This window comes from Mycobacterium sp. NGS35 (assembly GCF_059812855.1).
Window position 1 is genome coordinate 90270 of sequence record NZ_JCALDL010000014.1, and the last position, 20030, is coordinate 110299.

At 65.5% G+C, this 20030-nt stretch carries 21 protein-coding genes and 1 pseudogene; 12 read left to right on the forward strand and 10 right to left on the reverse strand.

What is annotated here, in order from left to right:
* Positions 1 to 27 precede the first annotated feature (27 nt).
* Both AC5Y4C_RS19450 and AC5Y4C_RS19455 read right to left on the reverse strand, forming a co-directional pair.
* Complete coding sequence (locus AC5Y4C_RS19450; protein ID WP_499964914.1) at positions 28 to 1131, reverse strand: NAD-dependent epimerase/dehydratase family protein; 1104 nt, start codon at positions 1129 to 1131, stop codon at positions 28 to 30.
* A 5-nt stretch (positions 1132 to 1136) separates the two neighbouring features.
* Positions 1137 to 1631, reverse strand: a complete 495-nt coding sequence (locus AC5Y4C_RS19455) for a nuclear transport factor 2 family protein (RefSeq protein WP_499964875.1) — start codon at positions 1629 to 1631, stop codon at positions 1137 to 1139.
* Between the two features lie 253 nt (positions 1632 to 1884).
* On the opposite strand from AC5Y4C_RS19455, the pseudogene AC5Y4C_RS19460 reads away from it, so the two are divergent.
* From AC5Y4C_RS19460 to AC5Y4C_RS19475, 4 genes and pseudogenes are all read left to right on the forward strand, one after another.
* Positions 1885 to 2040 (forward strand): annotated as a pseudogene (locus AC5Y4C_RS19460) (zinc-binding dehydrogenase); the annotation flags it as partial.
* A complete protein-coding gene (locus AC5Y4C_RS19465; protein WP_499964877.1) occupies positions 2037 to 2438 on the forward strand; it encodes a nuclear transport factor 2 family protein in 402 nt (133 codons plus the stop codon). The pseudogene AC5Y4C_RS19460 and the gene AC5Y4C_RS19465, both read left to right, overlap by 4 nt.
* A 7-nt stretch (positions 2439 to 2445) precedes the next feature.
* Positions 2446 to 3258 carry an SDR family NAD(P)-dependent oxidoreductase gene (locus AC5Y4C_RS19470; RefSeq protein WP_499964878.1) on the forward strand — a complete coding sequence of 271 codons (813 nt, stop codon included), beginning with the start codon at positions 2446 to 2448 and terminating at the stop codon, positions 3256 to 3258.
* A gap of 72 nt (positions 3259 to 3330) precedes the next feature.
* Complete coding sequence (locus tag AC5Y4C_RS19475; RefSeq protein ID WP_499904526.1) at positions 3331 to 3798, forward strand: SRPBCC family protein; 468 nt, start codon at positions 3331 to 3333, stop codon at positions 3796 to 3798.
* Between the two features lie 3 nt (positions 3799 to 3801).
* Here the strand turns inward: AC5Y4C_RS19475 and AC5Y4C_RS19480 are convergent, their stop codons facing one another.
* The 5 genes from AC5Y4C_RS19480 to AC5Y4C_RS19500 form a co-directional block, all read right to left on the reverse strand.
* Entirely contained in the window at positions 3802 to 4560 is a 759-nt protein-coding gene (locus AC5Y4C_RS19480; RefSeq protein ID WP_499904530.1) for an SDR family NAD(P)-dependent oxidoreductase, read from the reverse strand.
* Positions 4561 to 4638: 78 nt separating this feature from the next.
* A complete protein-coding gene (locus AC5Y4C_RS19485; protein ID WP_500008514.1) occupies positions 4639 to 5847 on the reverse strand; it encodes a DUF1214 domain-containing protein in 1209 nt (402 codons plus the stop codon).
* Positions 5847 to 6626, reverse strand: coding sequence for a sugar phosphate isomerase/epimerase family protein (locus AC5Y4C_RS19490; protein ID WP_499964882.1), 780 nt, complete (start codon positions 6624 to 6626; stop codon positions 5847 to 5849). Before AC5Y4C_RS19490 ends, AC5Y4C_RS19485 begins: the two co-directional genes overlap by 1 nt.
* Positions 6619 to 7761, reverse strand: a complete 1143-nt coding sequence (locus tag AC5Y4C_RS19495) for a sulfotransferase family protein (RefSeq protein ID WP_499964916.1) — start codon at positions 7759 to 7761, stop codon at positions 6619 to 6621. Before AC5Y4C_RS19495 ends, AC5Y4C_RS19490 begins: the two co-directional genes overlap by 8 nt.
* A gap of 23 nt (positions 7762 to 7784) precedes the next feature.
* A complete protein-coding gene (locus AC5Y4C_RS19500) occupies positions 7785 to 8927 on the reverse strand; it encodes an LLM class flavin-dependent oxidoreductase (RefSeq protein ID WP_499964884.1) in 1143 nt (380 codons plus the stop codon).
* A 96-nt stretch (positions 8928 to 9023) separates the two neighbouring features.
* On the opposite strand from AC5Y4C_RS19500, the gene acuI reads away from it, so the two are divergent.
* The 3 genes from acuI to AC5Y4C_RS19515 are packed head-to-tail and all read left to right on the forward strand — an operon-like array spanning position 9024 to position 12851.
* Positions 9024 to 10019 carry an acrylyl-CoA reductase (NADPH) gene (gene acuI / locus AC5Y4C_RS19505; RefSeq protein ID WP_499904538.1) on the forward strand — a complete coding sequence of 332 codons (996 nt, stop codon included), beginning with the start codon at positions 9024 to 9026 and terminating at the stop codon, positions 10017 to 10019.
* 10 nt (positions 10020 to 10029) lie between these two features.
* Positions 10030 to 11199: a MaoC family dehydratase gene (locus tag AC5Y4C_RS19510; RefSeq protein WP_499964886.1), complete on the forward strand. Its 1170-nt coding sequence runs from the start codon at positions 10030 to 10032 to the stop codon at positions 11197 to 11199.
* On the forward strand, positions 11199 to 12851 hold the full coding sequence (locus AC5Y4C_RS19515) for a class I adenylate-forming enzyme family protein (RefSeq protein WP_499904542.1): 1653 nt from the start codon (positions 11199 to 11201) through the stop codon (positions 12849 to 12851). Before AC5Y4C_RS19510 ends, AC5Y4C_RS19515 begins: the two co-directional genes overlap by 1 nt.
* Here AC5Y4C_RS19515 and AC5Y4C_RS19520 read toward each other — a convergent pair.
* A complete protein-coding gene (locus AC5Y4C_RS19520) occupies positions 12848 to 13366 on the reverse strand; it encodes a TetR/AcrR family transcriptional regulator (RefSeq protein ID WP_499906258.1) in 519 nt (172 codons plus the stop codon). The two genes, AC5Y4C_RS19515 and AC5Y4C_RS19520, sit on opposite strands and share 4 nt — an antisense overlap.
* 169 nt (positions 13367 to 13535) lie before the next feature.
* On the opposite strand from AC5Y4C_RS19520, the gene AC5Y4C_RS19525 reads away from it, so the two are divergent.
* The 4 genes from AC5Y4C_RS19525 (at position 13536) to AC5Y4C_RS19540 (ending at position 17384) form a co-directional block, all read left to right on the forward strand.
* Positions 13536 to 14372 carry a mycofactocin-coupled SDR family oxidoreductase gene (locus tag AC5Y4C_RS19525; RefSeq protein WP_499913348.1) on the forward strand — a complete coding sequence of 279 codons (837 nt, stop codon included), beginning with the start codon at positions 13536 to 13538 and terminating at the stop codon, positions 14370 to 14372.
* Between the two features lie 5 nt (positions 14373 to 14377).
* A complete protein-coding gene (locus AC5Y4C_RS19530) occupies positions 14378 to 15580 on the forward strand; it encodes a cytochrome P450 (protein ID WP_499964888.1) in 1203 nt (400 codons plus the stop codon).
* A gap of 67 nt (positions 15581 to 15647) precedes the next feature.
* Positions 15648 to 15869 (forward strand): hypothetical protein, encoded by a 222-nt coding sequence (locus AC5Y4C_RS19535; protein ID WP_499904548.1) that lies wholly within the window; start codon positions 15648 to 15650, stop codon positions 15867 to 15869.
* Between the two features lie 12 nt (positions 15870 to 15881).
* Positions 15882 to 17384 carry an amino acid permease gene (locus AC5Y4C_RS19540; RefSeq protein WP_499964890.1) on the forward strand — a complete coding sequence of 501 codons (1503 nt, stop codon included), beginning with the start codon at positions 15882 to 15884 and terminating at the stop codon, positions 17382 to 17384.
* A 1-nt stretch (position 17385) separates the two neighbouring features.
* Here AC5Y4C_RS19540 and AC5Y4C_RS19545 read toward each other — a convergent pair whose 3' ends face one another.
* A complete protein-coding gene (locus tag AC5Y4C_RS19545) occupies positions 17386 to 18321 on the reverse strand; it encodes an LLM class flavin-dependent oxidoreductase (protein WP_499964892.1) in 936 nt (311 codons plus the stop codon).
* Positions 18322 to 18327: 6 nt separating this feature from the next.
* Positions 18328 to 19188, reverse strand: a complete 861-nt coding sequence (locus tag AC5Y4C_RS19550; protein WP_499964894.1) for an LLM class F420-dependent oxidoreductase — start codon at positions 19186 to 19188, stop codon at positions 18328 to 18330.
* A gap of 28 nt (positions 19189 to 19216) precedes the next feature.
* On the opposite strand from AC5Y4C_RS19550, the gene AC5Y4C_RS19555 reads away from it, so the two are divergent.
* Entirely contained in the window at positions 19217 to 20005 is a 789-nt protein-coding gene (locus tag AC5Y4C_RS19555) for an SDR family NAD(P)-dependent oxidoreductase (protein ID WP_499964896.1), read from the forward strand.
* The last annotated feature ends 25 nt before the right edge of the window (positions 20006 to 20030 follow it).

Consider the following 20030-nt stretch of genomic DNA (forward strand, 5'->3'; position numbering starts at 1 on the left):
CGTACGGATGTCGCAGTGGAACCCAGGTCAGAAGTTTGTCGGTGCCAGGACATCCGGTCCGTACTTCTGGGCGATCAGCTTCCACGGATCGGCATAGGGCCCGCGCCGTTCGATCCAGCGCTGAACCATGAACAGCAGCCGCAACGCGGGTCGCAGCACGGGTCCCAGTGCCTGTAGGACGATGCGACGGCGGCCTTGTGCAGCGGTGATCCACGCCTTGGTCTGAGACCAGTCGTGTTGTTGGAACTGCAGGAGCGCTTGGGATTCGGTGGTGTCGAAGAAACCGGTGAAGCTCCACCCGCGGTCGTCGCCGGGATCGCCGGGCAGGCTGGCGGACGGGCCGAGCCGCCCGATACCGAACGCTTCCATCATGTCGTCCTCGACGTCACGCTGAGTGTGCAGATGGGAGTCGTCGCCGCCGATCAGCAGGATTTTGCCGTCGATCGTCTCAGCCCGGTCGACAGCGTTGGCAAACGCCAGCCCGGCATCACGCGCATCTACGGTATGTAGCCGATTGTCGCCCGGCGTGGCACGGATCAGAAGGAAGTAGTCGCGGTCCAGACTCGAACCGGCGTCGGGCGAGATCACACCAGCCAGCCGCAGGGCCGCCCACGGCAGACCGCTTTCCCGAACCACGGCCTCCGCCAGCAGCTTGTCTTCGCCGTATTGGTCGATGGGGCTCGGCGGCGTGTCCGGCGTGATTCGCTCGGGGTAGCGGTACGGATTGCGGGAACCGTACACCGCAGCGCTGGATGCTTTGAGGAACAACGGTGGCGTGGGCAGCGCTTTCGCTGCCTCCACGAGATTGCTGGTGCCTTGGACGTTCACCTTTCTGGCGAATCGCGGGTTGCGGTACGACGCCGGCGAAAACACCGCCGCCAAATGGACGATCGCTTTCGGCTGGTGTCGGTTGACCACCTCGTGCAGGGCGTCGGCGTCGAGCAGGTCGACGTAAGCGGGCACCAGAGTCCCGGGATGGGACTGACGCGACAGCTTCTCCGCCTCGGCGACGGTCTTGTCGTTGCGCAGATCCATCGCGACGACGGTGCGGCCGCGGCGGAGCAGAATCTCCGTGCAGCGCCTGCCTATCTGTCCGAATGCACCGGTCACCAGCACCGTGTCGACGGGCACGCCGCTCACCGCGCTACCCTCGGTGCGAACCTGGCGGCGACCATACGCATTCGGTCTGAAACCCGCACGCAGACAAAGGGATTGAAGACGTCTTCGCGCAACCGGGTCAGCGTGGATGTCTTGATGCGCCAACGCCCGTCGGCCTTCTCGTAGGTCTCGTGGTAGTGGCCATAGCCCGCCAGGTTCACGCCTGGTGCAAGGCGCACCACGTCCTGCAACGCCCACACGCCCCGCGCAGTGGCGGCGGATGTCAGCTCGATCTCGGGTGCATGCACCTGATGCACCGTCGGCTGTGAGCGTTTGCCGAGTGTCCTGCGCAGAAAAGCGACGAATTCGTCGGCGCCGACGATCACCTTGCCCCCGGCTTGCGATGTGTCGCTGACGAAGTCGTCGGTGAATAATTCCCGCCACGCGCCCCAGTCCTTGGCGTCCAGGTACCGGCAGTACCGGGCCTTCAACTGCTTGATCGCCTCGATCTCCCGCAGAGCGTCCACGTCCATTGCAGGGTGACCTCCTGACATCCTCACCAAAGAGCGTGACAGTGTAAGCCGAAGTCGTAAAGTCGGCAGGAACGGATCGTCGCTGAGGAGTCGTGGTGCGGGCAGTGGTGGGCAGGCAGGGGACCGCGACATCGTGTTGAGCCACGAGTTCGTCGGCGAGGTGATCGGACACGGTCCCGGCTGTACAGATCAACATCCGATCGGCAGGCGGGTCACGTCCATACCGATCCGCTTGGTCAACGGCGGCGCCGACGGCACGCTTGACGCGATCACGTCGGGACGGCTGGACCCGCTGCCCAGTGTCGGCAAGGTCATCACATTGCACGAGGTTCCCGACGCGCTCGAGCTGGCCCGCAAGTCCGACGGTCCACCCCGCATCGTCGTGCACCCGAACGGAGCTCCAGCATGACGAATTACGACGACCGGCAGGATATTTCGGACCTGCTGGTGCGTTACGCCACCGGAATCGACCGCCACGACTGGCCGTTGTTTCGCACGGTGTTCACTGCGGACTGCCGGCTCGACTACGGCGAAATCGGTACCTGGGACGGCGTCGAAGCGGTCACGGCGTTCATGGAGGCCGCGCATGCCGGGGTCCAGACGCTGCACCGGATGAGCAATCAGGCGATCACCGTCGACGGGGACCACGCACAGGCGCGTACCTACGTGGACATGATCCTGGTCGGCGACAACAACTCTGGCGTGAATGCGATCGGCTACTACGACGACGAGGTCGTGCGCACCGATGGTGGCTGGCGCATTGCCCGGCGCCAATTCACGGCCGTCCGAATGGCCCCACTGAGCTAGGAGAGCCGTGACATTCGCCGGTACATATGGACCGTGGGCTTTGGTCGCGGGTGCCTCCGACGGTGTGGGTGCCGCGTTCGCGGAGGCACTTGCCGACCGCGGGGTCAACGTCGTGCTGCTGGCCCGCCGTCAAACCGTGTTGGAGGAGGTGGCTGAGGGCATCACCGAGCGCACCGGCGCTCAAACCCGGGTACTCGCAATCGATCTCGCTACTTCTGATGCAGCGAAACGTGTCATCGACGCGACCCAGGATCTCGACATCGGCTTTTTGGCTTACTGCGCCGGCGCAGATCCGAACTTCCAGCCGTTTCTGGCCACTTCGATAGCGACGGCCGAGGCCATGGTGCAACGCAACTGTGTGGTTCTGATGCAACTGTGCCATCACTTCGCGGCGCCGATGGTGAAGCGCGGCAGCGGCGGCATTGCGATCTTCAGCTCGGGCGCTGCGCTGGCCGGCGGCCCCAACATGGCGGTCTATGCCGCCACCAAGGCATTCGACATGGTGTTCGCCGAAGCGCTGTGGGCAGAACTGCACGACAAGGGTGTCGACGTGCTCGGCCTGGTTCTCGGGAAGACCGACACCCCGGCGCTGCGGCGGCTCGAGTACGAACGCGGCTTGCTCAGCTCGCCCGACGAATCGCCCGGCGACGCCGACAGTGTGCAGACCGTCGTCACCGAAGCGTTCGCGGATCTCACCTGCGGCCCGACGCTTTTCGTCGGCGACACCATGCGCGCCGCCGCACAAGTGCTGCAGTCGTTGACCCGCAACGAGGCGGTCAACCTGATCATCGCAGCCAGTGCCGCATCGATGGGCGAATGACGCCGTGCTGCTTCACTCCTCGGATCCGGTAGGGTGCGCGAAGTCACGCTGATTTCCCCCGCGGGAGGCGCTATGCCGGGTCGGCCATTTTCGTTCGAGGTGAATATGAGCAGCCGCGCGCCGGCTGCGGCGTTGTTCCGGCTCGAGACGGACGCCAGCACCTGGTCGCAATGGGCCAAACCGCTGATCATGCAAGCCGGCTGGGCACAACAAGGTGATCCGCCGCCGGCCGGGGTGGGCGCCGTCCGCAGAGTCGGCATGTGGCCGGTCCTGGTGCAAGAGAAGACACTTGAGTACGAGCAAGACCGCCGCCACGTCTACGAGCTGATCGCTCCCCGCACCCCTGCGACCGGTTACCGGGCAGAAGTGCTGTTCACTCCCAATGCGACGGGCGGCACCGACCTGCGGTGGAGCGGCTCCTTCACTGAAGGGGTGCCCGGCACTGGGCCGCTCATGCGCGTGATCCTTGGCAGTGCGGTCAGGTTCTTCGCCCGGCGGCTGGTCAAGGTCGCCGAGCGTGAATTGCCGACGCAGCCGTGAGTGCTACTTGGGCGCGAACCGCTGCCCGGCGTCCAGCCGGATGCACTGCCCGTTGAGCATCTGGTTCTCCACGATCGCCACTGCCAGCTTGGCGAATTCGTCGGGCCGACCGAGACGGCGGGGGAACGCGGCGTCCTTGGTCAGCTGGGTGGCGAACTCGTCGGGAATGCCTTGCGTCAGCCCCGTCGCGAAAAGGCTTGGCGCAATGGCAAGTACGCGGATCCCCAGGCTGCCCAGATCCCGGGCCATGGTCAGGCACATGCCGGCAATCGCTGCCTTGGCAGCGGTGTAGGCGACCTGGCCGATCTGGCCCTCGAACGCCGCGATCGACGACGTGTTGATGATGACGCCGCGTTCGTCGTCTTCGGGTTCGTTCTTGCTCATGTGCCATGCGGCGAGCCGGCTGACGTTGAACGTGCCGATCAGGTTCAGGTCGATGGTGGAGCGGAACGAATCCAGGCTGTGCGGGCCGTCCTTCTTGACGGTGCGCTCACCGATGCCGCCGCCCGCGGTGGTCACAGCAATGTGCAGGCCACCCAGCGCGTCGACCGCCTGCTGCAACACCTGCTCGGTGCCGGCGAAGTCGGTGACGTCGACGGGGAAGAAGCTTCCGCCGATCTGGTCGGCCGCCTCTTGGCCCTTCGATTGCGGGCGGTCCAGCACCGCCACGCGCGCGCCGCGCTTGGCCAGTGCCTCGGCGGTTGCCCGGCCGAAGCCTGATGCGCCGCCGACGATCACTGCCTTCTTCCCCTCGATCTCCACCTGGCTTCCTTTCCACAAAGCGGCCGAACTGTAAAGCAACCTAGCTGACGGGCTGAGTTGGGCAGAAGGCGGGCGGATTCACAATCCATACCGCTGCCGGACGCCGTGGAACCGCGCCCACATCTGCGTAGTCCGCTCCTCGACGGTCACCGTCGCCGTGTCCGCGGGCAGGGCCTGCGCAAGCTCCGCCCTCTTGACGAGCCGGGTCCTCAGCGCCGCCGGCTGGCCCTCGAGCATGTGCCGATAGGTGATGTTGCCGCGTTCGAAGCCCTGGGTGTCGATCCAGTTGTGGTAACCGGGATCGTCATGGGCCACGATCAGCCGGACCTTGCCGTCTTCGTCGACGACCGTGCGGCTGGGCGTGTAGCTCACCGGCCGGTACAGGAAGTCCATGCTGGTGAAGAACACGCCCATGTTGGTGAACGACCACAACCCCTCGTGCATGTCGAACTCGATGATCAGCGCCTCGTCCCGCGCTAGCACCCAGTGCATGTTCACCGCCGCCCGGCCGCGTTTGGCGTCGGCGCTCGTCGAGGCGGGCTGGGGAAATCGGTTGGGGTGCTCGGCGTCGACTCCGCCGTGGGTGAACGGAAACTCCGGCCAGTCGCTCATCAGGCCTGTGATGAACTCCCCGGCCCAGTGCATCGCGGCGATCATCGTCTCGGGAGTGGGCACGGGCCGGGGTGCGGCCATGTCGACGCGTTCGATGGACAGTCGGGCGGGCCGTTCGTCCCAGCGGTCAAATCCCTGACGGATGAACAGTTTTCGCGACTCGGCAGTGGTAGCCAGCCAATCTGGTTCCCGCGGGGATCCGCCGACGTACAGCTCGAAATCACCGTCTGAGTCCGTCGTCAACTGATGGCCGAACAGATTCGCCTCCGGAACATCGCCGAACGGCTCGTGCAGCACAGCGGGACCATCAGCACGAGAGCCCTGCACCGTGATGTTGAAAAACCTTGCGGTACCGCGATTCCCGGTGATGCGGTACGTCGACCGCCCGTCGATCCACGCCTGCTGATAGGTGAAATCGGCACAGTCCCCTCCGAGTTTGCGCAGAGGTGTGCAGAACGCGTGAATCACCGGATACTGGGTGTCCTTGGTTTCCAGCGCCAAGTCGAAGGCCTGCCCGAGGTTTTGGGTGAGGAACCGGAACGCGTCGGCGCGGTGCAGGCCCGACGCAGGGTTGTGGTCCTTGAACGCCCGCTGACCCGCGGACTTCAACTGCTCGCAGAACTGCCTCCACGCCGCGCTCAGCGCGGTGTCGTCGGACCCGTCACCGAAAGCCATTATGCACCGGCCCTTTCCAGCATCGCCGTGAGAACTGCGCATGCCCGCTGCACAGCGGCGAACCGGCCCTCCCGCTCGATCCGCGGACCGATGAGCTCGATATCGAAACCGTGCGGATAACCGCCCGCGAGCGCTTGATTGACGAACGCCTCGATCGGGATGGCGCCGTCGCCGGGCACCGCCCTGGCCGGCAGCGCACGGTCGCCCAGCACGTAGTCGCTCAGCTGGATCAGCTGGGTTCGCGGCAGCGCGCGCTCGACCAGCTCGCCGAAACCGGCTTCTGCCCAGCAGTGGAACAGATCAACGCAGATGCCGATGCCGGCCATCTCGGCGAGGGTAATCGTGTCGCGCAGCGTGTGGGCGATGTGAATGTCGGCGTACAGGCTGGACGCCGGCTCGATCGCCAATTCCACGCCCACCTGTTCTGCCGCTCGCACGCACGGCTGCACCGCCGTGCAGAACTGCGCGGCGGCCTGCTCCCACGTCGATGTGCCACGCCCGCCGGTCAGCATGTAGATCACCCGCGCACGCAGTGCGGCCGCTGCGTCGACGACACGCAATAGCCGGTCAGTGGACGAGAACACATGGCAGACCGTTTCCACGGCGTAGCCGCCGTCGCCGACCACACCGGTGAGCCCGGGTTCGAACAGTTGCGTGTCGATCAGGCTCAGCCGCCGCAATCCCAATGCGCGCCAATGCGCCGCCAACTCGCCCAGCGGTGCGCCGGCGAACGAGACGCTGTGCACCGACAGGCGGTGGTGCGTCGCCGCGTCAGCCACGGTTCTCGATCTCTACACCGAAACGGTCACGGAATGGCCGGAATTCAGCATGCAAGGCGTCGAGGTCCTCGCCGATGTCGACCAGCAGCTGAGCGGAATAGGAGAACTTGCCGTGCCGGTCACCGGGATTGTCGGCCAGATACGCGCGCATCGCGGCGATCGCATCGTCGCCGAGCGGCCAGCCGGCGAACTCGTAGAACCGTCGGACCGTGCCGACGGGGTCGGCGATGAAGTCGGTGTAACGCACATGGAGGATCCGCGGATCGTCGACCAGAGGGTTGGTCATGGTGTTGGCGATGCTCTCGCGCGTCAGTTCGAGGTGCATCTTGGCCGCCGCGTGCAGATCGATCGGCCCGACGATGCCCTCGAGGATGTCGGCCATCATCATGGCGCGAGATGCGGCGACCTGAACGGGGTCTCGGTGCAGCCACATCAGCGACGCGTCTGGATAGGCCGCGAAGAACTCTTTGAGCCGGAACCCGTGGAAACCCTTGAGCACCCAGTGCTTTCGTGGCCGCCGGTACTGGAATTGCTGCAGCATCGCCTTGTGGATGCGGTATTGCGCGGCCGGATCGGTGGGCAGCCCGCCGACCACCGTCTGCATCGGCACCCGCCACCACGCCGTCGGCGTCATCACCCGGAAGTCGAACGCCCAGGTCCGTTCGTCCTCGGGCAGGCCGTCGCCGAGCATGTCGTTGTAGGGATGGCTGTGCAGCCATTTCGGCATCTGGGCGTTGATCTCTCGCCAGTCGGCGTCGGCCTTCGCGCGGCGCGGATCGTCGGGACCGGTGAGGCCGGGAGGCGGTGACGGATACATCACCTCCCAGAAATGAAGCGCCCGCGCCGTCGGGTCGACGGACATCAGCGCGTGCATCAACGTGGTGCCCGACCGTGGCTCGCCGGTGACGAACATCGGGCGTTCGATCACCTCATCGGCAACGGGGTAGCGGTTGCGGTCCTCGAAGAACTCCAGCCGCGAGGTCAGCAGCCAGTGGCACACCTCCGCGGCGCGGCGCTTTCCGTCGTCATCCAGTCCGAGGCTGTTGAGGTGCTCGACGGCCAGAGCGAATCGCTCCGGCAGCGTGGGGTCGCCGTAGTCGTCAAGACCCGTCTGCGCCTCGGCCCGCGCCAGCATCTCCGAGGCGTTCAAGGGCGCGCTCACGCCGGAACTCCGCACAGCTGCAACAGTTCGTCCTCGGCCGCCCGGACGTTGTGTGCCGACGCGGCCGCATAGTCCAGACCGGCCATCGCCCCGTAGTCGAGGATCTTGGGCACGCGCAATCCCGCGTCGACGTAGGTCTTGACGACGCGCGCGACCTGCTGCGGTGTGCCGTGCGGCACGACGGCCAGGATGGCCTCCGGATCGACGCGACCGAGGAAGTCGATGATCCGCTCCCGAGTAAGCACCCCGGGGTCGATGTCGAGAGAGCCGCGCCAATTCTCGCCCATCGGATGCTCGAACCCGAAGCGGCGCAGAACCTCTGCGGAGACCTGCAGCAGAAACGCCTTGACCAGCGGCGCCTCCAAGATTTGCGCCAGTTGGGCGTCGTCGCGTCCCATCAGGCAGACTTGGATGTAGCACGGTGTGATGGCCATCGGATCACGTCCGGACCGCTCAGCCGAATCCCGCACTGCGCCAAGCAGTTCCGCGTAGTGGTCCGGCGTCCAAGCACCGGCCGGCCACCACCCGTCGGCGTAGCGTCCGGCGATCTCGAGCATCCGCGGCCCACTGGCCCCGATCCAGATTTCCGGGAACTGCCCGCCGTAAGGCTCGGTGTCCAACCGCGCGTGGCGCAGCCGGTAGAACTGTCCGTCGAAGTCGACCGGGCCGTCGCTTTCCCACAGCAGCCGGATGACTTTCACCGCCTCCTCGAAGCGGCTGACCGGGCGGGCGAAGTCGAAGCCGTACGGGACGACGTTCTCGCTTTCGCCGCTGCCCAGTCCGAGGATGAACCGGCCCTTGGCCAGATGGTCGATGGTCAACGCAGTCTGCGCCAGCATGGCGGGGTGGCGACGCACGGTGTCGACCACGCTGGTCGCCAGCGGCGTGTGCTCGGTCAGCACGGCCACCGCCGCGGCGACAGCCATGCCGTCGAGGTGCCGGTGCGGCGACGGTGACGCGGTGGCCAGGTCGGTGAACTCGGGAGTCCAGATGGAGTCCGGCCAGAAGCTGACCATGTGATCCGGCAGCCATATCGAGTGGTAGCGCCCTGCGTCCAAGCTCGCGAGCTGCGAGAAGTCCACCGGAAGCGTGGTGCGGAAGAATGCCGCAGGCTGCACCGCGGCGCTGTCCGCGATCATATGGGCGACCAAGGCGACGGAAATATCATGCTCATCATCGAGAATGATATTCTCCGCGTCGAGACCCGGACCCATATTGCGGCAGGAGGCCCATTGATGTTCTCGGCGATTCTGATCGACAAGGGCGACTCCGGGCAGACGGTGGAGGTCACCGAGCTCGACGAGGCGCAACTTCCCGACGGCCCGTCAACCGGCTGGGTCAGCGTCGACGTCGAGTACTCCACGCTGAACTACAAGGACGGCTTGGCGATCACCGGCAAGTCGCCGGTGGTCCGCAAATTCCCGATGGTTCCGGGGATCGACCTCGCCGGCGTGGTCACCGACAGCTCGCATGCGGACTTCGCGAAGGGCGACCGGGTGGTGCTCAACGGCTGGGGGGTGGGCGAAACGCACTGGGGCGGGCTGGCTCAGCGCGCCCGCCTCAACGGCGACTGGCTGATTCCGCTGCCGTCGGAGTTCACGGCGCGGCAGGCGATGGCGATCGGCACCGCCGGCTACACGGCAAGCCTCTGCGTCGAGGCGCTGCTGGCCCACGGGGTAGCGCCGGACCAGGGTGAGGTGCTCGTGACAGGTGCTACCGGCGGAGTCGGCAGCGTCGCGGTCGCGTTGCTGAGCAAGGCCGGCTTCAAAGTGGCCGCGGCCACCGGAAAGAGTTCGGAGACAGAGTATTTGCAGCGGCTCGGCGCGACCACGGTGGTGGATCGTGCCGAGTTGGCCGAGGCCGGCAAGCCTCTGCAGAAGGAACGCTGGGCCGGCGTGGTCGACGCGGTCGGCAGCCACACACTCGCGAACGCATGCGCGCAGACCCGCTACGGCGGCGCGGTCGCGGCCTGTGGTCTCGCGCAGGGCATGGACTTCCCCGCCAGCGTGGCCCCGTTCATCCTGCGCGGCGTCTCGCTGCTTGGCATCGACAGCGTGATGGCGCCGCGCGGCCGGCGGCTCACCGCATGGGCGCGGCTGGCACGCGACCTGGACGTGGACGCGCTCGAATCGATTGCTCGGGAGATCGGGCTGCAAGAAGCGATTTCCGCGGCGGGGGACCTCATCGACGGCAAGGTCCGCGGTCGCATCGTCGTCGACGTCAACCGCTGAGGAGACGCAAATGGCCGAGCTCGATCTGTCCGACGTCGACCACCGGGTAGGCAAGCCCGTCGGTGGCGGGCAGTTGTGGGATCCCTGCAGTAGCAGCGACATTCGTCGGTGGGTGATGGCGATGGACTATCCCAACCCGCTGCACTGGGACCAAGAATTCGCGCGTGCGTCGAAGTTCGGCGGCATCGTCGCGCCGCAGTCGATCGCGGTCGCGCTGGACTACGGCCATGGCGCCGCACCGGCGTGCGTCGGCCATATTCCCAACAGCCATTTGATCTTCGGCGGCGAGGAGTGGTGGTTCTACGGCTGTCCGGTACGGCCAGGTGACCAGCTCTTCCAGCAGCGCCGCTTTCACGACTACAAGGTGGTGCAGACGAAGTTCGCCGGGCCGACCATGTTTTCTCGTGGCGACACCGTACACACCAATCAGCACGGCGTGCTGGTGGCTCGTGAGCGTTCGACGGCAATCCGGTATCTGTACGAAGAAGCCAAGAAGCGTGGCATGTTCGAAAGCCAGCTCGGCGAGGTCAAGCGGTGGACTCGTGACGAGCTCGTCGGCATCGAGAAGCTGCGCCGGGACTGGCTGGAATCCAACCGGGCGGGCGTCTCCCCGCATTTCGACGAGGTGAAGGTCGGAGACACGTTGCCGCGCCGCGTCATCGGGCCGCACAGCATCGCGAGCTTCACCACCGAATATCGTGCGTTCTTGTTCAACATTTGGGGCACGTTCTACTGGGTCACGCCCGAAGGTGTCGACGATCCGTGGGTGTACCAGGATCCCGGCTGGGGGGAAGAATTCCGCTTCGACGAAGAAGACGCCAAGATCGATCCGCGCAAGCGTGACGGACTCTACGTCGGACCTTCGCGAGGCCACATCGACGCCGACAAAGCCAGCGAGGTCGGAATGGCCCGCGCCTACGGCTACGGGGCGACCATGGGCGCCTGGTGCACCGACTACCTGGCCTACTGGGCCGGCCACGACGGCATGGTCCGCCATACCAAGGCAGACTTCCGCGGCCCCGCCTTCGAAGGCGACGTGACGTATTTCGACGCCGAGATCGTAGGCAAGGAGCCGGAATCCGTCTGGGGCGTGCCACTGGTGAATGTGCAGCTGCAGCTGACCAACCAGAATGGGGAGCGGCTGGTTGACTGCACCGCCGAGGTCGAGCTGCCGGTGTGATGACAGAGCCGCTGTCCATCGTCTCGGGACCTCCGCTGAGCAGCGAGCCGGGGCTCGGGGCGCTGACGTTGCCGGGCTTCCTCCGCGAGGTCACCGAAATGTACAGCGCCCGCGAGGCTTTGGTGTTCCGCGCATCCGGCGGTGTGACGCGTTGGAGCTACACCGATTTCTACGACCACGCCGTCGACGTAGCCCGCGCTCTGCGCGCGTCGGGCGTCGGCAAAGACACCCGCGTCGGCGTGCTGATGACCAACCGGCCGGAATGGCTGGCTGCGGTGTTCGGCATCGCGATGGCCGGCGGGGTGGCTGTCACTTTGAGCACGTTCTCCACAGCCGCTGAACTCGACTATCTGCTTGCTTCGTCGTGCATCTCGGTGCTGCTGTTCGAGCGCAACGTGCTCAAGAAGGACTTTGCGGAGATGCTGGCGGAGTTGGGCGCGACGTCGCTGCCCGCCCGCGCCTATCCGTTTCTGCGGCAGTTGGTGGTGGTCGGCGACGACGCGCCGGGCGTCGAGACCTGGGATGACTTCCTGGCGCGGGGGCGCGACGAACCTCGTGAGCTGGTGGAGGCGACGGCCGCGGCGGTCCGGCCCAGTGATGCTGCCGTGCTGTTCTTCTCGTCGGGGTCCACCAGCAGACCCAAGGGCATCCTCAGCGCGCATCGCGGTGTGTCGATCCAGCTGTGGCGGTTCCGGCGTATGTACGGGTTCGGGCCACAGGACTACGTGCGCTGCTGGTCGGCCAACGGATTTTTCTGGTCGGGCAACTTCGGGATGTCGGTCGGCTCCACGCTGGCCGCGGGCGGCTCGTTGGTTCTCCAGCCGACGTTCAACGCCGCCGAAGCGCTGGAGTTGATGCAGGCCGAGCGAGTGAACTTTCCGTTCGCGTGGCCGCATCAGTGGGCACAGTTGGAGAGCGCACCGAACTGGAACGACGTGGACCTCAGCAGCATGCGGTTCGTCGACTTCAAGACGCCCGTCGCACGCCATCCCACGGTGTCCACCAAGTGGTTCGAGCCCGGACACGCCTATGGCAACACCGAAACCTTCACGATCACAACATGTTTCCCTGCGAACACCCCGCCCGAGGTGCATGCCGAAAGCAGCGGCGAGGCGCTTCCCGGCGTGACACTGAAGATCGTCGACCCCCTCACCGGTGACATCGTGCCGCGCGGGCAACGCGGCGAAATCTGCGTCAAGGGTCCGACGCTGATGCTCGGCTACATCGGGACGCCTCTAGACGAAACCCTGGACGCTGCAGGGTTTTTCCGTACCGGCGACGCCGGGTATCTCGACGACGTGGGCCGACTCTACTGGGAGGGCAGGCTCACCGACATCATCAAGACCGGCGGTGCCAACGTCTCGCCGTTGGAGGTCGACGAGGCGCTGGCCGCCCATCCCAGTGTGAAGGTGGCCCGCACCGTGGGCGTACCGCACGATTCACTCGGCGAGGTCGTCGTCGCCTGCGTCGTGCCGCACGACGGGTCGGCGCCGGACGCCGACGAGATTCGCAGTTTTCTGAGAGAACGGCTGGCCAGCTACAAGGTTCCGCGGCACGTGCTGTTCTTCACAGACGACGAGATCGCCCTGACCGGCAACGCGAAGATCAAGACGGGAGATCTTCGGCAGCTGGCCGCCACGCGACTGGCCTAGCCGTCCGCCGCAGTGCTGAGCTCGTAGGTGTTCAGATAGCGCTCGACGAACGCAGTCGCCTCGGAGTGCCCGCGCGTGATGCCCAGGCCCTGCTCCATCCCCAGGATGCGGGAGAGGCTTGCGACGATCATCGACATCACCACCGGTGGAAACGCTTGCATGTCCACCCGGTGCGCCCGCAGCACCAGCGCCATCGCGGCCTCCTCCATGTCCCGGAAGCGCTCGGAGTACGCGATGATTTCGCTGCGAATTGCCTTGCGGTGGTTGGCAAGAGCCATGAACTCCATGAGCAGCTGGCTGCCCTGTGCGCTGTTCAGCTGCCACAGCGCGCGAAGCGGCTCACCGTCGGTGAGCGCTGCACGCAGACGTTCGAGGTTGGCTTCTGCACCCGCCCGGAAAACAGCCAGGAACAAGTCGTCCATGCTGGGGAAGTAGTAGTGCACCAGTGCCGGCTTGACACCGGCTTTGGCAGCCACCCGCCGCGACGTCGCGGCGGCATAGCCGTCTTCGAGCATCAGTTGGGCAGTCGCCCTGATCAGCGCTCTGCGGGTACCTGAATCCCGCACGCCGGCTTTCGCAGATGTCATCTCGGCCTTTCCCTGCCCTTGACCGACCACTCTACGTGGTGCTACACATACCGCAAGGCAATTATTGGGCGATCGCCCAAAAATGAGAAGGGCTGCGATGGCGGGACGGGTCGAGGGAAAGGTCGCGCTGGTCACCGGCGCGGCGCGCGGTCAAGGCCGCAGCCACGCCGTGCGACTGGCGCAGGAGGGCGCGGACATCATCGCCGTCGACATCTGCCGGCCGTTCGACAAGTCGCCGGCACCGGGCGCCACGCCAGAAGACCTGGCGCACACCGCGGAACTGGTCAAGAACCTGGACCGGCGGATCGTCACGGCCGAGGTCGACGTGCGCGACTTCGAGGCGCTGAGAACCGCCGTCGACGCTGGTGTGTCGCAACTCGGCAGGCTCGACGTGATCGTCGCCAACGCCGGAATCGGCACCATCGGTTCGCGGCTCGACAAGATAAACGACGACGTCTGGCAGGAGATGATCGACGTCAACCTGAGCGGAGTGTGGAAGACCGTCAAGGCGGGCGTCGGCCACATCAAGGCCGGCGGTCGAGGCGGCTCGATCGTGCTCACGAGTTCGGTGGCGGGCCTCAAGGCGTATCCGCACACCGGGCACTACACGGCCGCGAAACACGGTGTCGTCGGGCTGATGCGGACGTTTGCCGTTGAGCTGGGCCAATATTCGATTCGGGTCAACTCCGTGCATCCCACCCATGTGAACACTCCGCTGCTGTTGAACGAGCAGACGTACCGGCTGTTCCGGCCGGATCTACCAAATCCCGGGCCCGATGATCTCGCCCCGGTGTGCCAGACGTTCCACATGTTGCCGATTCCCTGGGTGGAAGCCGAGGACATCAGCAACGCCGTGTTGTTTCTCGCCTCCGACGAATCGCGTTACGTCACCGGCGTCACGCTTCCTGTCGACGCCGGCAGCTGTCTGAAGTAGGGATCATGACCATCGCGAACTCCACCGCCGTCTATTACGACCCGTACGACATCGACATCGTCACCGACCCGTACCCGACCTACGCGCGGCTGCGTGACGAGGCGCCGATCTACTACAACGACCGCTACGACTTCTGGGCGCTGTCGCGCTTCGCCGACGTCGAGAAGGCCCTGTTGAACTGGGAGACGTTCTCCAACCAGCGCAGCGACATCCTGGAGCTGGTGAAGTCGGAGTTCGACATGCCCAAGGGCGTGATGATGTTCGAGGACCCGCCCGTCCACACGATGCTGCGCGGGCTGATGTCGCGGGTGTTCACGCCGCGACGGATGGCTGAGATCGAAGACCAGATCCGCCGGTACTGCGTGAATTGCCTTGACCCGCTGGTAGGTTCGGACAGCTTCGACATCATCGCCGAACTGGCCGCGATGATGCCGATGCGGGTCATCGGCATGCTGCTCGGCATTCCGGAGTCCGATCAGGTGGCGGTGCGCGATGCCAACGACGCCAACCTGCGCACCAAACCCGGTGTACCGATGAAGGTTTCCCAACCGGACCGGATCGCCGACGGGCGCATCTATGCCGACTATGTGGAATGGCGGTCCAAAAATCCCTCCGACGACCTGATGACGGCGCTGCTGAACGTGGAGTTCGAGGACGAACAGGGCGTCACCCGCAAGCTCACCCGAAAAGAGGTGCTGCACTACACCCAAGTGGTCGCAGGTGCCGGCAACGAGACCACCGGACGGCTGATCGGCTGGCTGGCGAAGGTGCTCGCCGAACACCCGGACCAGCGCCGTGAAGTGGTCGAGGACCGGTCGTTGTTGCAACGTGCGGTCGACGAGACGCTGCGCTTCGAGCCCACCGGGCCGCATGTCGCGCGGTACATGGCAAAGGATTTCGAGTGCTACGGCACCACCGTGCCCGCGGGCAGCGCGATGCTGCTGCTGTTCGGCGCGGCCAATCGCGACCCACGCCGCTACGAAGACCCCGACCGGTTCGACATCCACCGCGACAACATCAGCCACCTGACGTTCGGCAAGGGACTGCATTACTGCCTCGGCGCGAACTTGGCCCGGCTGGAGGGGCGGGTGGCACTCGACGAACTACTGAATCGCTGGCCCCAGTGGGACATCGACTACGACACCATGAAATTGGCTCCGACGTCCACCGTTCGCGGCTGGGAACGACTGAGGTTGCTGCTGCCCTGACATTGCCGTCGGCACGCTCGCGGTGTTGACTGTCGGTACGCCGTGGCGGGCGCGGAGGTGATGGTCGATGGCGCGGATCGATTTCCAGGCCAAGACACCGTTGATCGGGATGTCGATGGTGTTCCTCGCGATGTTCATTGTCGCGGTGACCGCTTATCTGCACGCCGGGTGGTACTCGATCATCGGCTACGCTGCTGCGGCCGGCATCGCGGTGTTCGGCTTCGTGTTCACATTTCGTGACATCCCGAATCCGCCTGTCGCCGGTCAGCAGCAGAACACCGACGAGTGAGGAACCAGGTCGATGGCCGCCACCCCCGCATCGCGCACGCCGTCGGATTACGACCGGTCCGCCTTCACCCACGAGGAGGCCGGCTACCACAAGGGTCTGAAACCGCGCCAGCTGCAGATGATCGCGATCGGTGGCGCGATCGGCACCGGGCTGTTCCTGGGTGCCGGTGGTCGGCTCGCAAACGCCGGCCCTGCATTGTTTTTGGTGTACGGGATCTGCGGCGTGTTCGTATTCCTGATCCTGCGTGCGCTGGGCGAGCTTGTGCTGCATCGGCCGTCATCGTGTTCGTTCGTATCCTATGCACGCGAATTCTTCGGTGAGAAGGCAGCTTTCGTCGCCGGCTGGATGTATTTTCTGAACTGGGCGATGACGTCGATCGTCGACTCGACCGCGATAGCCACGTATTTCCATTACTGGTCGGGGTTTTCAAGCGTTCCGCAGTGGCTCATAGCGTTGATCGCCCTGGCCGTCGTTCTGGGGATGAATCTGATTTCGGTGACGCTCTTCGGCGAGCTGGAATTCTGGGCGGCACTGGTCAAAGTGCTTGCGCTGCTGACGTTTCTGGTGGCAGGCACGATCTTTCTGGCCGGCCGTTACCACGTGCAGGGCCAGCCGACCGGGTTCAGCGTGATCGCGAACCACGGGGGTCTGTTCCCGACGGGACTGTTTCCTTTGGTGATCGTCACCTCGGGGGTGGTGTTCGCCTATGCCGCCGTGGAGTTGGTGGGCACGGCAGCCGGTGAGACCGCCAATCCCGCGAAGGTCATGCCCCGCGCGATCAACTCGGTGATCGCCCGTATCGCGCTCTTCTACGTCGGCTCGACCTTCCTGCTGGGCCTGCTGTTGCCGTACTCGGATTACAAGCCCGGCGAAAGTCCCTTCGTCACATTCTTTTCCAAGATCGGCGTCAACGGTGCCGGCACCATCATGAACGTCGTTGTCCTGACGGCAGCGTTCTCGAGCCTGAACGCGGGTCTGTATTCGACCGGCAGGATCCTGCGTTCGATGGCGATGAACGGCAGCGCGCCGAAGTTCACGTCGCTGATGAACCGGCGCGGTGTTCCGTACGGCGGCATCTGCCTCACCGCCCTGATCGGGTTGTTCGGCGTGCTGCTCAACGGCGTGGTGCCCGAGATGGCGTTCGAGATCGTCCTGAACATGGCCGCGTTGGGCATCATCGCGTCATGGGGCACGATCGTGCTGTGTCAGCTGCAGCTGTACCGCTGGTCGAAACAAGGCATCCTGAATCGGCCCACTTTCCGGTTGTGGGGTGCACCCTGGACCAGCTACCTGACGATGGCGTTCTTGGTCGCGGTCCTCGTTCTGATGGCACTCGACCCGCCGATCGGCACGTGGACGGTGTCCACCCTGGCAGTCATCATTCCTGCGCTGATCGCAGGTTGGTATGCGGTTCGGGCCCGCGTGCTGGCCGTCGCCCGGGATCGCATGGGTTTCACCGGGGAGTTCCCCGTTGTCGCGAACCGTCCACTGCCGGACACCAAACGTAAGGACTGACCTAGTCGAACTGCGGCAGAACCGTCGACGCGAACAACTCCAACGTGTCGTCGGCGGCGCGGTCGTGGGTGAACAGCACGATCTGGCGAAAGCCAAGTCCTTTCAACTCGCCAAGCCGTTCGACAACTGTCGGCGGGGTGCCGATCAGCCCACCTTCATGCAGCCCGAATGCTGGTACGCCGAAACGCCTTTCGGCGACCTCGCGCACCTTGGGCAACGACGCCTCGTCGGGAGCCAGCGCCATCACCGCCTCGATCGACAGCACGATCGAATCGAAGTCGCGCCCGATCTGCTCGCACAGTGATCGCAGCACCGACACCTTGTGTTCCAGCTCGCCGAGCGCGTACGTCGGCACATTCCAGATGTCGGCATAGCGCGCGACCAACGGCAGCGTGTACTTTTCACCCACACCGCCGACGATGATCGGCGGCCGCGGTTGCTGAACCGGACCCGGCTTGATCGGCATCGCCCGCACGGTGTAATGCGTTCCGGCGAAGTCGATCACGTTGTCGCTGAAGGCCTGCGTCAAGATTTCCAGCGTCTCGCCCAGCCGTTCCGAGCGCTCGCGAAAACTGCCCCACGGCAGACCTGTGCGGTGGTGTTCGTCCTCGATCGAACCGCTGCCGATGCCTAGATACAGCCGGCCCGCTGAAATCTGATCCAGCGTGGTGGCCATCTTGGCCAGAACCGCGGGATGGCGAAACTGATTGCACAGCACCATGTGTCCGACCCGCAGCCGCTCGGTGCGGCTCAGCAGCGCCGTCGCCACCGTCCAGGCCTCCATCGACGCCACGTCGGGCATGCCGGGTCCGTACAGGTGGTCGTACAGCCACAGCGAACCGATGCCCAGCTCTTCGCAGCGCAGCGCGCGGTGCAGGATGTCGGCGTACGAGAAGCCCATCTGCGGCACGTAGATGCCGATGTCGAGATCAGACATGGCCGGTTATGTCAGCGCGGCGGCGAGTCGGCGCCACTGCTCACGCGGGAACGCGGTGGGGTCCGCGTCGAGCGCCTGGATGCAGACGTGGTCGGCGCCGGCGGACCGGTGTTCGTCGACCCGGCGGGCGACGGCGTCCTCGTCGCCCCACGCGATCACCGCGTCGAGCAGCCGGTCGCTCACCGAGGACAGGTCGTCGTCCGAAAACCCGAGTCGCCGAAGGTTGTTCGCGTAGTTGGGCAACGCGAGGTAGGAGCGCAGCCAGTTCGCGCCGATTGAGCGTGCGGTGTCGCGGTCGTCGCACAGGATCACCGTCTGCTCGGGATACAGCACCGGGCCAGCACCCATCGTCTCGCGGGCGAACGCCGTGTGCTCCGGTGTCACCAGGTAGGGGTGTGCGCCCGCGGACCGCGTGGCCGCCAACTGCAGCATCTTCGGCCCAAGCGCGGCCAGCACGCGGTGCTCGGCAGGCACCGGCGGCGACGCGGCGTCCAACCCGTCGAGAAACGATCGGGTGGCCGCCAACGGCCGGCGGTACCGGCCGGGCTCTTTGGAGTCGATCAGCGGCGCGTGGCTGACCCCGATTCCCAGCAGAACCCGCTCTCCGTGCGCTGCGGTGAGCGAGGCGAAGGACTGCGCCGTCTCGTCAGGCGTGTGCATCCACAGGTTCAAGATTCCGGTGGCGATCACCGTGCGCGTTGTGCACTCCAGCAGGTGCGCCACCGAATCGAACACCGGTCCGCCGACGTCGGGAATCCACAACGCCGAATAACCGAGTTCCTCGAGTTCGGCAGCGGCCTCGCCCACTTGGGCCTTGTCGCCGTACCGCAGCTGCGAACTCCATATCCCAACACCGGACAGTTTCACGCCCTTGACGGTAACGTGCGTCTTTGCGATGAGTAATGCAAGGTGCGCCGGCAAGACCGCGCTGGTGACTGGCAGCAGCCGGGGTCTGGGTAAGGCGATCGCCAAGCGGCTGGCCCGCGAAGGGGCGACCGTCGCGCTTACCGCGCGGACGATGGAGCCCGACCCCAGATATCAGGGTTCGCTGAGGGACACGCTCGACGAGATCACCGCAGACGGCGGCGCGGCGATCGCAGTGCAGGCCGACCTGTCCAAGCCAGAGGAGCGGGACCGGCTGTTCACCGAGGTCGTCGAGCAGATCGGCGCGCCCGACATTCTGGTCAACAACGCCGCCGTCACCTTTTTGCGGCCGCTGGACACCTTCCCGGACCGACGGGTGCGGCTGATGTTCGAGATGCACGTGCTCGCGCCGCTGCACCTGACTCAGCTGGCCATCCCGGCGATGCGGGAACGCGGGCGCGGGTGGGTGCTCAACGTCACCTCGGTCGGCGGCGATTTGCCTGAGGGGCCCCCATTTTCCGAATTCGACCGCACAGCCGGCTTCGGGATCTACGGAACCGTGAAGGCGGCGTTGAACCGGCTCACGAAAAGCCTTGCCGCCGAACTGTATGACGACGGCATCGCCGTGAATGCCGCAGCACCGTCGAACCCGGTCGCCACCCCGGGCGCCGGCACCCTGGATCTGGCCAAGACGGACACCGAAGACATCGAGCTCATCACGCAGACTGCGCTGGAGCTGTGCACGGGCGATCCGAAGACGCTCACCGGCCGCATCGCGCACACACAGTCGTTCCTGCCCGAAACCGGTTGGCTGCGTTAGCCTCCACCGCGCCGAGGACACACTT